The following is a 13,594-nucleotide window of genomic DNA, read 5'->3' as shown; positions in this document are numbered from 1 at the left end:
GTTTCCGGTGACATTTATAAAACTAGCAGAGCCCTCCTTTTCAGCCAGACAAAACTGAACACTTATTCACGTTATTTTCTTCTAAAGAAACCGATCGTTATCAGCTCCGAGCATTTTCCCGATCCGGGACGTTTCCGATGGCGTTTTCTCGAACTTGATCGGGAATCCGATCTGCGGTTGTTGAGTGCCATCCCCTCTATCAACACCAATCACCATGTCCCTGGCCTTCAGCTGTGGGTGCTCGGCGGCCTCCGAAATGGTCAGAACCGGCTCCACGCAGGCATCCTCGTCGGCAAAAATCTCCTGCCACTCCGCCAGGGGTTTCTCTGCAATCTTTTCTTTCAGAACCGCTTTAAGGTGTTGCTGATGCTCAGGATTCTGGCTCATGGCGAGGCTGGTTACCTCAGAGATCCCGAGGGTGTGGAACAAGCGGGAAGCGAACTGCGGCTCGAGACTGCCAACTGAAAGCCAGCGACCGTCGCGCGTCTGGTAGTAGTCGTAAAAGGAGCCGCCGTTCAGCAACGCGCGTTCCGGCTTCTGTTCCTGGCCTCCGGCGAGGCACGCCGCCCCGGCCATGGCGTTCAGCGCAAAGGCCGCGTCGGTCATGCTGATATCAACAAACTGCCCTTCTCCGGTTCGTTGCCGGTGAATTACCGCAGCCAGGATGCCCATCACGGCATGGTGAGAACCACCAGCTACATCTGCAATCTGTATACCCATGGGTGGCGGGCCGCTGTCGGCTCGGCCGCAGTGGCTGCTGACGCCCGCGAGGGAGAGATAATTGATGTCATGGCCCGCGCGGTCCTTGTAGGGGCCGGTCTGGCCGTAACCGGTAATGGAGCAATAGATGAGACGAGGATTTACTGCTTTGAGGGTCTGGTAGCCAATGCCGAGCCGGTCCATCACTCCCGGGCGAAACTGCTCGATAACAATGTCGTGGTCTTTGACCAGCTCCAGGACTTTCTCTCGGCTCCCCGGCTCTTTGAGGTTGAGACCGAGCGACTTCTTGCCTCGATTCAGAAAACCATGAGCCGTGCTCACCCCCGCATCATGGGGCGGCATTACCCGTGTCAGATCCACCCGGTCCGGTGCTTCCACACGTAATACATCTGCCCCCATGTCCGCCAGCAGCATGGTGGCGTAGGGACCGGGCAACAAGGTACTGAAGTCCAGAACTTTCAGCGAAGTCAGAGGACCCGCCATGATGATCTCCTTTTTATTGTGAGAGTTGTCCGAATAGCATTCGTTTCCTTCATGCTGCCCGGTTTTGCCAACGGGGCCAACTGCCGGTTCCGTCATTCCGATTGGCCGTTTCTACCAGCCTGTCCGGACGGCCTCGGTTGCATTGTTCTGCCGGGGTTTTATGATGGGTTTCGTTTTTATGGAATGGCGAGCGTGATGTCCGATCTGACGGTTTCGAAGCACTTTGTTCAGGCTGCCCTGGGGGGTGCTGAAAGACTTGGTTTTGATACCCGGGAAATGCTCCGGGAGGCAGGAATCTCGCCCGATCTCCTGCGTATCGAGATGGCCCGGGTCAGCAGCGACCAGTTCAGCCATCTTATGCAGGTGCTCTGGAACCGGATGGGGGACGAGTTTATGGGGCTTGGGCCCAGGAGGGCCCGGACAGGCACCTTCGCAACCATGTGTGCGCTGGTGATTGACTGCCCCAACCTGGAATCGGTGTACCGGCAAGCCTTCCAGTTTTCCCGGCTCTTCGAGCCCATGGTATCGATGGAGCTCGAAATCGGCGAGGACAAAGCCCGACTGGTGGCCAGGATGGAAGGCGAAATAAACGATCCCAGTTTCTTCTTGAGGGAAAGCATCCTCGTAATCTGGCATCGCTTGGGCAGCTGGCTCATCGGGCAACCCATAGAACTGGAAAAGGCCGAATTCGATTACCCCCGGCCGCCCCACGGCGACGAATACCGGCACATTTTCCACTGCCCCCTGGCATTCGAATCCGACAGGATTGCCCTTACCTTCGACAAACGCTTCCTGTCGGCGCCAGTGATCCGCGACAAGCCGGAGATGCGGCAATTCCTGAAGACGTCGCCCGCAGACCTGCTGTCCCGGCCTGACGAGAGCAATACCTTTACGGGGCGGATTCGTGCGCTGATCGGGCGAGATTTCTCAAAGCCGTTACCGGATTTCGAATGGATTGCCGCAGAGCTACATACCAGCCCGCAAACGCTGCGTCGCCGGCTGAAGCAGGAAAATACCTCGTTTCAGGAAATCAAGGACCTGCTACGGCGGGATATGGCGATTTACTACTTGAGCCGGCAGGACCTGCCCATCAACGACATCGCGGCCAAGGTTGGCTTCACCGAGCCCTCAACCTTCCACAGGGCTTTCAAGAAGTGGACAGGGGTGACGCCCGGCGCATACCGGGAGGGCGAACGAGGCAACCTCCCTGATTGAATCAGGATCCGGACGGTAGCTGAAGTGTCCGGATCAACTGCCCCAGCGTCTCAGCAATCTCCTGAACTCGCTCACGGTTCGCGGCCAGTTGAAGCAGGCGGGAGCCATCCCTTGGATCGTAAACCCAGCAGGTCGAAACAGCGGCTTCACAACGCCACTCAACCTGGGGGTTAATGCCAAACACCGACATCGGCTCGGTGCTCCTCAGTATACGGCCATCTTCGGCTCGCCTGATTTCCTGCACCTGAATCTCGTCTCCCTGGGTTCCCAGGCGATATTCCACATCTGCCGGCCGGTCCAGCCGCACCACTGCCTGATCACGGCGCCAGCCTGCGAGTTCAAGAAGGCTGTTGATATGAAGGGTCAAGGCTTCACGGTCTGAATCCGCCAGATAGAGCTTGCGCAGTGACTCAACGCGGCCCTCACCCGCTGGTTCAATAACCGCAACCGGCTCGCTTTCGCCAGCAGCCTGGGGTGCGACAGCGTTCTGTCGCCTGGTCTTCTCGATAGAGGTGATCAGCTGAAGGGATTCCTGATAGTGGGCTCCCTTCGCACCCGCCTGGCTTACATAGGTCTCAAGGGCCGACTGGGCCTCGTTCAAATGGGAGGACTGGAGCATCACCCGGCCCCGATAAAAATAGTAGTCTTCCGGCTTTTCCCCCTCCAGTTGCTGCAACCGGTTGAGGTATTCCGCAGCCTCACCCCAGTTCTCTGCGACAACGGCCTCTTCCGTAGCCAGCATCAACCTGCGGGTTTCATGTTCGGGCGCCAGCGCCAGCGCCGGCCCCGCCAGGAGCACGGAAGCCAGGGCGGCCCCGAGGACAAAACAGCGACCTGTTCCAAATAATACTGCCATGGCATCTACTCCTGCTCGTTATCTGCACCAATCGCCTGCTCCTCAGAATCAGGCCGGTCGTCGTCCCCGGAATGAAGGAATTCGTCGGAACCGTCCACTTCCGCCTGATCCATGATCCCCTTGGGCAATTCTTTCTTGACCCGAACACCCAGCTCAACAAAGCGATTGGCCTGCGAGATCAGGTTACCCCGCCCGCGGGTCAGGGTGTTCATGGCCGAGTCGTAGGTTCCCTGGGCGGTATGCAACTGGGTGCCGAGGCGTTCCATCGCTTCCACGAACACCCTGAGTTTGTCATAAACCGCGCCTGCCCGCTCGGCGATTCGTCGGGCATTCTGGCTCTGACGCTCATAACGCCAGATGTTTTCGATTGTTCTCAATGTTGCCAACAAGGTTGTTGGAGTTACCACAATAATCTTTCGCTCAAAGGCTTCTGCGAAAAGGTTCTCGTCCTGTTGAAACGCCGCCACAAAGGCAGGCTCGATTGGCATGAACAAAAGCACGAAATCCGGCGAATGAAGGCCATGCAGTTGGCTATAGTCCTTTTCACTCAACGTACGGATGTGATTTCGAACGGCCTCAACATGCTGTTTCAAAGCCTCTTCCCTGACCACGGAATCCTCGTCTTCCGTGACCCACTGCTGATAAGCCACCAACGACACCTTGGAATCAATGATCAGGTTACGGTTGTCTGGCAGATGCACGATGACATCCGGCCGATACAGCTGATTATCGCTGTCCCGATAACTGCCCTGGGTGTCGTATTCAACGCCCTTACGAAGGCCGGACTTTTCCAGTACACGCTCGAGAATCAGCTCACCCCAGTTGCCCTGGATTTTCTTGTCACCCTTCAGTGCGCGGGTCAGATTGGCGGCTTCTTCAGTGATCTGTCGGTTCAGGTCCTGTAGTGATTTGATCTCACTGCGCAGGGCCTGACGGTCCCGGGTTTCATTGGTATACACGTCCTCGACGCGCTTTCGAAAGTCCTGCAGCTGATCCCTGAACGGATTAAGCAGGGTATCCAGGCTGGTTCGTGTCTGTTGGCTGAAACGCTCGCTCTTCTGCTCGAAAATCTTGTTGGCAAGGTTTTCAAACTCCTGCTTCAGGGCGTCACGGTTACGCTCAAGCAGCTCCAGCTTCTCACTGGCTGAACGGCGCTCCTTATCAATTGTCACTTCCTGCTCCCGGAGCGACATGCGGGCCTCACCCAGCGCTTCGGACAGCTCTTCCGCCTTTGCCCTCAGGGTCTGACGTTCGCTTTCCACCTGCGCAAAGCGCTCTTTCCGGCTCTCCAGCTCCGACTCAAGCCCGGCCAGTCGGTTCTCAAGGCTTGCGGCATGCTGCCTCCAATGTTCGACGTCCTGCTCAAGTCGACCATTCCTGCCCCAAAGCCCTTTCAGAACGATCAGAAGAATCAAAACAACCATCAGCGCCGCCATCAGATCAGGACGGGACAACATCTGTTCCATGATGGCTTCAGGCACCTGGCAATACTCCCATTAAAACTCTCTTCAGATGAATGATCGGTACGATTCTGCTTGAACACAGTCTAACCCACGCAGGGAACCTTTTGCCCGGCGCACCGTCAAGTTGACTGGTGCTGCCGGTAAGGACCACGACTGTTTGGCAATAATTCGAAGCCCGGGCATCTAGCTCTGGACGCCCAACGTAATATCGTCTAAAAGGGTAAAATGTTCACCCGCCAAGTGGTTATTACCCTTTGGTAACCGTATGACGGGCACGGACGGGATCAGAAATGGATAACAGATCATGCTGAAAGAATTGTGGCGAAAGCTGGGGGCGGAGTTTCTCCACGATGACGGCTCCAGTCAGGACAGCCAATCCGGATTGTTCGGTACAGGCGCATCCCGGAACAAGGAAGCATTCAGAATCCTGCCGCACATTACCCACACTGGCGAGTTTCACCTCGAGCGCCTCACCAGCCTGCTTAAAACCCGGTACGGAAAGAGTTTCGGGATGCCTTCCAGCAGTGCCGAAAGCGACGAGAACATCCGGGAACTGATCAGTTTTGCCGCCCGAATTCAGGATCAGGATGTGCAGCGCGAACTGCTGCTTTTCTACCTCAATTGCTCCCCCGTTATTCAGGAATACCTGCGTGCTGAAACCGTGCTCGGTGAAGGACATTTCCTGTCACGGTAAACACTACTGCCCCTTAACCATCTGTAAATCAACCACACAGGTTGGATGTTGTATACTTCCATTCCGTTTTTATCCGGTTTCACATGCACAGACCGTCATCACCGTTCCCACTCAGGTATGACAGGCTGCCAGCTCAGGGGTTATTCATGGGTTTGAAATGTTTTCGGGCTGGACTGCCTAAACCTTCCTTCATCGCACTCGCAGGCATCCTCACACTGACGGGATGTTCGGCAGACCGTTATTTCATGGTTCCCAAAACAGACCTCAATGAGCTTCAGGGATCCGTCAAGAGCCAGCGTGCGACTCTCGTTACCATGGAAGAGAATGCAGCGACTCGACACGAGCAAGCCGTTGCCCAGACCCGCTCATCGACTCAAACCATACTGGACGCGATCGCCACCCAGGTAGAAAAGCCCGAATGTCCGCCCGTTCAGGTCCAGAAGCAGTGCCCCGCAACAGACAACTCAAAAGGCCGCGCTGATCGCCTCAAGGGGAAAGTCATTGTCGGTGAGGTAGAGAATTTCTACCTCGCGGACCCCGGCTTGATCTACAAAGCTCGAATCGACAGCGGCGCCGAAACTTCCTCCATCGACGCACGCAACATCACCCGGTTTGAGCGGGATGGCAGCAACTGGGTGCGGTTTGATGTACCCGTTCCCGGCGCCGACAAGTTCGTGACCCTGGAGAAAGAAATCTCCCGTCGTGTCCGGGTTATTCAGGCCAGCGCGGACGAGGCTGAGCGCCGTGTTGTTGTCGAACTCCAGTTCTTTATTGGCGACCATCGGCAGGTAGCCGAGTTCACACTTGCCGACAGAACAAACCTGACCTACGAAGTTCTGATCGGCCGCAATATTCTGCGTGACGTAATGCTGGTCGATGTCGGCAAGGAGTACGCCACCGAATTGCCTGAATCCATCCGCAAAAGCAACGGGAACGAATCGTGACCACCCGCTCGCGCCTGCCGTTTTATATTGCCGTTTTTCTCCTCATCGCAGCGGGCATTTCGCTTGCTGTCTGGAGACACATTGAGCTTGGCATACCCTGGCTGACAGGCGAGCAGCGTCCTGTCTGGATGGTCGAGGCCCGAATCGATTTTGACGCCGGCGACGGATCAGTGCTTGCCAGCCTCAACATACCCGAGCAACCCCCGGGATTCCGTATCCTTACCGAGCAGGCTGCATCACCTGGCTACGGCTTTTCTATCATCGACAGCTCGGGAAGCCGCCGGGCGGAATGGAGCAAGCGGGAAGTCTCCGGACCGCAGACACTGTACTTCAAAGCCCAGTTTATTCCGGACGCTAACGCTCAACCGGAAATTCCCGTGCGGGAACCGAAAACACCGAGGACCTTTTGGGAGGAACCCGAAGCCACAGCCGTTCAGGAAATACTGGACCAGGCCAGGGCCCGTTCGAGTACTCCAGAAAGCATGACCCGAGAGCTTATCCGGCTGATGCAGCCCGACACCCGCACCCAGAACACCACCCTGCTGGTCTCGGAAGAGAACTACCTGGACCTTCTGGTCGATATGCTCAACCATAGCGGTATCGCTGCCAGGATAGCCGACGGCCTCAGGCTTGAGGATGCGCGCAGGCGGCAACAGCTGATGCCCTACCTGCAAATCTACAATGGCAAACAGTGGCTCACCTTCAACCCGAAAACCGCTGAACAGGGCGTACCTGACGATCTGTTGCTCTGGCGCCAGGGCTCTGCTTCTTTGCTGGATGTCGTGGGCGGGGAAAACTCCGAAGTGAGCTTCTCCATGCTCCGGCAAACTGTTCCGGCCCTGCAACTGGCGACCATGGAATCCGCCTCCAACGGCCTCGGTTTCCTGAGCTTCTATGAGCTGCCCATTGAAGAACAAAGCATGTTCCGGATGCTGCTGTTGCTGCCACTCGGTGCACTCATGGTGGCCTTCATGCGGATCGTCATCGGCATCCGTACCTCTGGCACTTTCATGCCCGTGCTCATCGCCGTGGCCTTCGTCCAGACAACTCTGGTGCCCGGGCTGATTGCTTTCCTGTCGGTTGTCGCCATAGGTCTGCTCATGCGCGGTTATCTGTCCAGTCTCAACCTGTTGCTGGTATCTCGAATATCCGCCCTGATCATTCTGGTTATTTTCATCACCGCGGGCTTGAGCATTATCGGTTACCAGATGGGATTCAACACTGGCATGACGGTCACTTTCTTCCCGATGGTTATTATTGCCTGGACGATTGAGCGCATGTCCATCCTCTGGGAGGAAGAAGGCGCCCACGAGGTCATGGTTCAGGGTGCCGGCAGCCTGTTCGTGGCCATCTGCGCCTATCTGCTGATGAGCGCGCCTCTGGCTGGCCATCTGACCTTCAATTTCCCGGAGCTGCACCTCGTGATCCTCGGGCTGATCCTATTGATGGGCCAATACACCGGCTACAAGCTCAGCGAGCTACGACGGTTCACGCCAATGAAGGCGTACGACTGATATGGACTGGATTTCACCGCGATCTCTCAAGAGGCTCGGGATGCTCAATATGAACCGGAGAAATGTCGACTACATTTCCCGGTACAATGAGCGCTCGTCGTACCCTCTGGTGGACAACAAGCTGAAGACCAAGCTGGTGGTTGCCGAATACGGGGTAAAAACGCCCAAGCTGCTTCAGATTGTTCGCCAACAGCATGAAATATCCCACTTCCGGGAGATGGCTGAAGACCTTGAGGGCTTTGCGATAAAACCGGCGAAGGGGTCTGGCGGCAAAGGCATTACGGTGATTACCGGGCGCGATGGTGATGATTACATCAAGGCTTCCGGCTCCCGTGTCGATTCTTCATTCCTTGAGCGTCACCTGACCAATATTCTGGCCGGTCTCTACTCTCTTGCAGGCACTCCGGACGTTGCGATTGTCGAGAACCTGGTGGAATCCGCTCCCTCACTGGCAAAGTATTCGCATCAGGGTGTGCCCGACATCCGTATTGTGGTGTTTCAGGGTTACCCAGTGATGGCCATGCTGAGACTGGCTACAACCGCATCGGACGGTAAAGCCAATCTGCATCAGGGAGCTGTAGGCGTCGGTCTTGATATCGGGTCTGGTCGAAGTCTGAACGCAGTTCAGTTCAACCGTCCCATTACACTTCACCCGGATACCGGTCTTGCTCTGGAAAACATCCAGATTGAAGCCTGGGACGAGATGCTGGAAATGGCCTCTCGTTGCTACGAAGCTACCGGACTCGGCTACATGGGGGTTGATCTGGTGGTCGACGCCAACGAAGGGCCACTGTTGTTGGAACTTAACGCCAGACCCGGGCTGGCGATCCAGATGGCAAACGGTCGAGGGCTTCTGCCTCGCCTGAGGGCTATTGAGGCTCTCAAGCGGCCACACTTCACGCCACTGGAACGCTCTCGTTTCGCCATGGACACGTTCGCCAGTTTCTGAGCGCTAATCAGACATAAAAAAACCGGGGCCAGGGCCCCGGTTTTTTTATCTCAAAGCACTCTTAGGCGAGCTCACCTCTGGCAATCAGAAGTTTACGCTCGTGACTGAGGCCCTTCAAAAGTCCCCACGTCATGACCAGGAGAACGACCGTAAACGGCAGACCAGCACTGATCGCAGTCGCCTGGATTGCGCCGAGCGCATCCTCACCACCACCAAAGATCAGGGCTGCAGCAATGGCACCCTCTGCAACTACCCAGAACACACGCTGAGCGGTCGGAGCGTCGGTCTTGCCGCCGGCTGTGATGCTGTCGATAACCAGCGAGCCGGAATCCGAAGATGTTACGAAGAACACCAGCACCAGAATAATGCCCACGAATGACAGGATCCCGGTCAGCGGCAGATTCGCAAACATCTGGAAGGTCGCAAGTGAAACCTCAGTCAGACCGTTCTCAGCCAGTTCACCAACGCCCTGCTGAATCTGTTCGATAGCAGCACCACCGAAAGCACTCATCCAGACAACCGTGATAACGGTCGGAACGATCAGCACTGCAGTCACAAACTCACGAACGGTACGTCCCTTGGAAACACGGGCAATAAACATACCTACGAACGGTGACCAGGAAATCCACCAGGCCCAGTAGAATACAGTCCAACCCTGGAACCAGGCCTCATCTTCACGGCCAAACGGGTTACTGAGCTGCAACGCGTTGCCAACATAGTTGGAAGAAGTCACCCACAGGGTTTCCAGAATGGTCATGGTTGGACCGGCGAAAATAACGAACAACAGCAGAATGGCTGCAACGCCCATATTGATGTTACTCAGGACTTTCACGCCTCCATCCAGGCCCCTTAACACTGAGATCAAGGCAAGCGCTGTAACACCCACGATAATTGCCATCTGGACGTTCGTTCCAGCGCCCACATCAAACAGATAATTGAGGCCAGAAGCCGCCTGCTGGGCGCCAAAACCGAGGGATGTCGCAAGACCAAAAATGGTCGCTACAACCGCCAAAACATCAATAATGTGACCGGGCCAACCCCACACTTTGTCTTTAAGCAAAGGGAAAAAAGCCGAGCGGATGGTCAGAGGCATGTTCTTATTGAAGGCAAAAAACGCCAGGGAAAGAGCAACGATCGCATAGATGCCCCAGGGGTGCAGACCCCAGTGGTACATAGTCGCGCCCATCGCAAGATTGCGGGCTTCATTCGTACCCGCCTCTACGTTCAGTGGTGTCTCATACCATCCTGTGTAGTAAGCCACCGGCTCGGCAACGGCCCAGAACATGAGACCAATACCCATGCCAGCCGCGAAAAGCATGCAGAACCACGAAATTGTAGAGAACTCAGGTTTGCAATCCTGGCCGCCTATACGGATCTTGCCCATTGGCAGGAAGATCAACGCCAGGCACACAACCACGAAAATATTGGCACTGATCAGGAAAAACCAGTCAAACGTCGCGATAATGTCCCACTTTGTTCCATCGAGAAGCTCCTTCGCTTCCCCTGGGAACATCAGGGTTCCTATCACGAACGCAAAAACCAGTATCGCCGTAATCGGAAATACCGGTGCGTGGAGATCCAGCCCGAACGGTGTGATATTGTCCTGGCCGGCCACGTAGTCCGTCGAATATTCGTCTTTAACTACCTCGCCCACGTTATGGCGCCTCCTGAGTTGGTAAGTCGTTTATTCAGAATCGGAGTTCAAACATTACAAGAGCGTCATCATAATGTTTTGAGTTCAAAACATCAAAACTACAATTATTACCGCCGCCTTGATATTTATCATAGACCATGATCGACAACGGACCAGCCAAAGTCCGGACCAATCGCGGCAGAACTCCGCTTCGTAGGACTAAACTCTTCTTAATCCGGTGAGCCGGTCGAGCCGGTTTTGTGAGACAACCAGAGGATTCCATGGAAAAAACCAAGACCTTTCCGCTTCGCTATTCGGCCTACGGGCTCAGCATCATCGGCTTTTTCGTCTCTTTTGGACTGGTCATGTTCGCAGGCGTAAGTTTGGCGTTTCCGCTGATCTTTGGTGCCTTCGCAGCCCTTGGCACCTACGACCTGCTGCAAAGACGGCACACGGTCAGCCGGAATTACCCGATCATGGCCAACTTCCGGTACCTGCTCGAATCCGTCGGGCCAGAAATCCGCCAGTATTTTATCCAGTCAGACACCGAGGAGCGCCCCTTCTCTCGGGAGCAACGCACGATCGTCTATCAGCGAGCCAAGAATGTCCTCGACAAACGCCCTTTTGGCTCCCAACTCGGGATGTATGACGAGGGATTCGAGTGGATGAACCATTCACTCGCTCCCACCCGCCTCGACAGCAGTGACTTCCGGATTCTGATCGGCAGGAACTGTGATAAACCCTACAACGCCAGTGTATTCAATATTTCCGCAATGAGCTTTGGCTCGCTTTCCGCCAACGCCATCCTGAGCCTGAATACCGGTGCCAGAATGGGCGGTTTCTATCATGACACCGGAGAGGGCTCCATCTCCCGATACCACCGACAGCCAGGTGGCGATCTGGTCTGGGAGATCGGCTCAGGGTACTTCGGCTGTCGCCACAAAGACGGTTCGTTCAACGAAGATATGTTTCGGCAGAACGCCACGATTGAACAGGTCAAAATGATAGAACTCAAACTATCTCAGGGTGCCAAACCGGGCCACGGTGGAATTTTGCCGGGTGCCAAGGTTACCCCTGAGATCGCCGAAGCCCGGGGCGTTTCGGTGGGTGAGGACTGCGTTTCTCCCGCCAGTCATTCGGCGTTCTCAACCCCCATCGAGATGCTTGAGTTCATCGACCGCCTGCGTGAACTGTCTGGCGGCAAGCCCGTCGGCTTCAAGCTTGCCATTGGCCACCCCTGGGAGTGGTTCGCCATCGTCAAAGCCATGCTGGAAACCGGTCGAAAACCTGATTTCATCGTCGTCGACGGAGGTGAAGGCGGCACAGGAGCCGCTCCACTGGAGTTTATCAACCGCCTTGGCATGCCAATGACTGAGGCACTTCTGCTGGTTCACAACACACTGGTCGGCACCCATTTGCGGGAAGACATCGCCATTGGCGCAGCGGGCAAGATCACCTCGGCCTTCAACATAGCCCGAACTCTGGCCCTTGGTGCGGACTGGTGCAACGCGGCCCGTGGCTACATGTTCTCCCTGGGCTGCATACAGGCGCTCAGTTGCCACACAGGGCGCTGTCCGAGCGGCGTGGCCACCCAGGACTCCAGGCGCGGCAACAAGCTCGACGTAGAGCTCAAGAGCCAGCGGGTGTACAACTACCATAAGAATACTCTGGACGCGCTGCAAAACCTGCTTGAGGCTTCCGGGCTCAAGCATCCATCCGAGCTTGGTCCGGAACACGTTGTCCGGCGGGTGTCTAAAACCGAAGTTCACTCTTACATGGACCTTTTCCCGTTCCTTGAGCCGGGGGCCCTGTTGGAGGGAAAAACAGACCTGACTGTGTTCGATAAGTACTGGGAATCAGCCCGGGCGGATACCTTCGAACCACCGGAATTCATCCTCAAACTTCGGGAGACCAAGCTACGCTAAAAATTGCGATCAAAATCGCCGTCGGATGTTTATTTTTTCCATGGGCTCGTGTAGACTTCGCTCCCGCTAAGACACTGAGAATACTCTCAAGTTTCGATGTGGCAAAGAGCGAATCGGGGCGTAGCGCAGCTTGGTAGCGCACTTGCATGGGGTGCAAGGGGTCGTAGGTTCAAATCCTACCGTCCCGACCAGATTCCGACAAAAAGCCCGGGCCGAAAGGTCCGGGCTTTTTGTTATAGGCACTTACTCGGCAAACGAACCCGTAAATTCAATTTTGCCGCGCGCGAGACGCAACCTGCCCTTTCGCTCAAGCTCTTTGAGCAGCCTGCTTATCACCTCTCTCGCTGTGCCGAGCTCAATGGCAAGCTCCTGGTGGGTGATGGTGATTGCGCGGTGCCCGGCTCTTGCCTCAAGCCAGTGAAGAAGTCGTTCGTCCATTCGCCTGAACGCAACCTCCTCCACCAGCAGCATCAGATCGTTCAGGCGGCGACCGTAAGACTCCATTATGCCCAGCCGGAAATCGGCGGACTGGTCCATGAGCCGATCGAACAACCCCCTGGGCACCATCAACACTTTGGCATCCTCCTCAACCACGGCCTCTGCGCGAAAGCCGTCACCGGTCATCAGGCACCCGATCGAGAGCGTGCAAATGTCATCCGCGCCCATCCGGTACAGGACGATGCTATTCCCCGACAGCCCTGTCATCTGAACCTTTACACTGCCATGGAGCACCAGTGGAAGGCCCTGACACGGATCTCCCGCTCTAAAAAGCACCTTTCCATGCTCAAATTGAATCGCCTGCAGTCCGTTCAGAGCGTCCCGCCGAAGGGATTCCGGCAATGTTTCAAGAATGCTGTGTTGCAACGTCAGTTTTTCCATAGTTAACGAGACTAGCTTATCCAGTGCTTTTCCTTGTGTGACTTTATCACTGAACAGCCCGGGAGCAGGCGTTAGAGTGGCCTTACTGCCTCAAATCAACCAAGGAGAATGGATCATGAGCATCAATATGGGATCTGCGGACCGTATCATACGCGCCATTGTCGGCATTGTACTTCTGGCGCTCGTATTTGTGGGCCCACAAACCGCCTGGGGCTGGATTGGCATCGTTCCTCTGGCCACTGCCGCAGTGGGCAACTGCCCCGCCTATTCAATTCTGGGCATCAAGACCTGCAAGAAGCAATAAACCTGCAGGCATAAA

Annotated in this window: 12 protein-coding genes and 1 tRNA gene; 8 read left to right on the top strand and 5 right to left on the bottom strand. The window is 55.7% G+C overall.

Annotated elements, in window-relative coordinates:
* Positions 1 to 81: 81 nt before the first annotated feature.
* A complete protein-coding gene (locus AC5JQH_RS17040) occupies positions 82 to 1,203 on the bottom strand; it encodes a CaiB/BaiF CoA transferase family protein (RefSeq protein ID WP_483112385.1) in 1,122 nt (373 codons plus the stop codon).
* 195 nt (positions 1,204 to 1,398) lie between these two features.
* On the opposite strand from AC5JQH_RS17040, the gene AC5JQH_RS17035 reads away from it, so the two are divergent.
* Complete coding sequence (locus AC5JQH_RS17035) at positions 1,399 to 2,418, top strand: AraC family transcriptional regulator (RefSeq protein ID WP_041645126.1); 1,020 nt, start codon at positions 1,399 to 1,401, stop codon at positions 2,416 to 2,418.
* 1 nt (position 2,419) lies between these two features.
* On the opposite strand, the gene AC5JQH_RS17030 is transcribed toward AC5JQH_RS17035, so the two are convergent.
* On the bottom strand, positions 2,420 to 3,274 hold the full coding sequence (locus AC5JQH_RS17030; protein ID WP_273018188.1) for a hypothetical protein: 855 nt from the start codon (positions 3,272 to 3,274) through the stop codon (positions 2,420 to 2,422).
* A 5-nt stretch (positions 3,275 to 3,279) separates the two neighbouring features.
* Complete coding sequence (locus AC5JQH_RS17025) at positions 3,280 to 4,755, bottom strand: DNA recombination protein RmuC (protein ID WP_286802972.1); 1,476 nt, start codon at positions 4,753 to 4,755, stop codon at positions 3,280 to 3,282.
* Positions 4,756 to 5,041: 286 nt separating this feature from the next.
* On the opposite strand from AC5JQH_RS17025, the gene AC5JQH_RS17020 reads away from it, so the two are divergent.
* The 4 genes from AC5JQH_RS17020 (at position 5,042) to AC5JQH_RS17005 (ending at position 8,838) form a co-directional block, all read left to right on the top strand.
* Positions 5,042 to 5,431, top strand: coding sequence for a hypothetical protein (locus tag AC5JQH_RS17020; RefSeq protein ID WP_286802969.1), 390 nt, complete (start codon positions 5,042 to 5,044; stop codon positions 5,429 to 5,431).
* Positions 5,432 to 5,676: 245 nt separating this feature from the next.
* Entirely contained in the window at positions 5,677 to 6,375 is a 699-nt protein-coding gene (locus tag AC5JQH_RS17015) for an ATP-dependent zinc protease family protein (protein WP_286802967.1), read from the top strand.
* Entirely contained in the window at positions 6,372 to 7,889 is a 1,518-nt protein-coding gene (locus AC5JQH_RS17010; protein WP_104270304.1) for an inactive transglutaminase family protein, read from the top strand. The genes AC5JQH_RS17015 and AC5JQH_RS17010 overlap by 4 nt, the downstream gene beginning before the upstream one ends.
* Before the next feature lies 1 nt (position 7,890).
* Complete coding sequence (locus AC5JQH_RS17005; protein ID WP_041645124.1) at positions 7,891 to 8,838, top strand: alpha-L-glutamate ligase-like protein; 948 nt, start codon at positions 7,891 to 7,893, stop codon at positions 8,836 to 8,838.
* 61 nt (positions 8,839 to 8,899) lie between these two features.
* On the opposite strand, the gene AC5JQH_RS17000 is transcribed toward AC5JQH_RS17005, so the two are convergent.
* Positions 8,900 to 10,492: a BCCT family transporter gene (locus AC5JQH_RS17000; RefSeq protein ID WP_493805781.1), complete on the bottom strand. Its 1,593-nt coding sequence runs from the start codon at positions 10,490 to 10,492 to the stop codon at positions 8,900 to 8,902.
* Between the two features lie 260 nt (positions 10,493 to 10,752).
* On the opposite strand from AC5JQH_RS17000, the gene AC5JQH_RS16995 reads away from it, so the two are divergent.
* Both AC5JQH_RS16995 and AC5JQH_RS16990 read left to right on the top strand, forming a co-directional pair.
* The gene (locus AC5JQH_RS16995) at positions 10,753 to 12,396 is read left to right on the top strand and encodes an FMN-binding glutamate synthase family protein (RefSeq protein WP_104270303.1); all 1,644 of its coding nucleotides are present in this window, start codon (positions 10,753 to 10,755) and stop codon (positions 12,394 to 12,396) included.
* Between the two features lie 114 nt (positions 12,397 to 12,510).
* Positions 12,511 to 12,587, top strand: a tRNA-Pro gene (locus AC5JQH_RS16990).
* Between the two features lie 52 nt (positions 12,588 to 12,639).
* On the opposite strand, the gene AC5JQH_RS16985 is transcribed toward AC5JQH_RS16990, so the two are convergent.
* Positions 12,640 to 13,275 (bottom strand): Crp/Fnr family transcriptional regulator, encoded by a 636-nt coding sequence (locus AC5JQH_RS16985; RefSeq protein WP_053114791.1) that lies wholly within the window; start codon positions 13,273 to 13,275, stop codon positions 12,640 to 12,642.
* Between the two features lie 115 nt (positions 13,276 to 13,390).
* On the opposite strand from AC5JQH_RS16985, the gene AC5JQH_RS16980 reads away from it, so the two are divergent.
* A complete protein-coding gene (locus AC5JQH_RS16980) occupies positions 13,391 to 13,579 on the top strand; it encodes a YgaP family membrane protein (RefSeq protein WP_053114790.1) in 189 nt (62 codons plus the stop codon).
* Positions 13,580 to 13,594 lie beyond the last annotated feature (15 nt).

It is taken from the genome of Marinobacter sp. H13 (genome assembly GCF_059072335.1).
The sequence above is the reverse complement of the archived record's forward strand: the minus strand, read 5'-3'. Positions and strand labels throughout refer to the sequence as shown.

Bases quoted from the DNA above. Each gene is read 5' to 3' on its own strand.
- AC5JQH_RS16980 (WP_053114790.1), top strand. From the start codon at position 13,391: ATGAGCATCAATATGGGATCTGCGGACCGTATCATACGCGCCATTGTC.
- AC5JQH_RS17005 (WP_041645124.1), top strand. From the start codon at position 7,891: ATGGACTGGATTTCACCGCGATCTCTCAAGAGGCTCGGGATGCTCAAT.
- AC5JQH_RS17020 (WP_286802969.1), top strand. From the start codon at position 5,042: ATGCTGAAAGAATTGTGGCGAAAGCTGGGGGCGGAGTTTCTCCACGAT.
- AC5JQH_RS17015 (WP_286802967.1), top strand. From the start codon at position 5,677: ATGGTTCCCAAAACAGACCTCAATGAGCTTCAGGGATCCGTCAAGAGC.
- AC5JQH_RS17035 (WP_041645126.1), top strand. From the start codon at position 1,399: ATGTCCGATCTGACGGTTTCGAAGCACTTTGTTCAGGCTGCCCTGGGG.
- AC5JQH_RS17030 (WP_273018188.1), bottom strand. From the start codon at position 3,274: ATGGCAGTATTATTTGGAACAGGTCGCTGTTTTGTCCTCGGGGCCGCC.
- AC5JQH_RS16985 (WP_053114791.1), bottom strand. From the start codon at position 13,275: ATGGAAAAACTGACGTTGCAACACAGCATTCTTGAAACATTGCCGGAA.
- AC5JQH_RS17040 (WP_483112385.1), bottom strand. From the start codon at position 1,203: ATGGCGGGTCCTCTGACTTCGCTGAAAGTTCTGGACTTCAGTACCTTG.
- AC5JQH_RS16995 (WP_104270303.1), top strand. From the start codon at position 10,753: ATGGAAAAAACCAAGACCTTTCCGCTTCGCTATTCGGCCTACGGGCTC.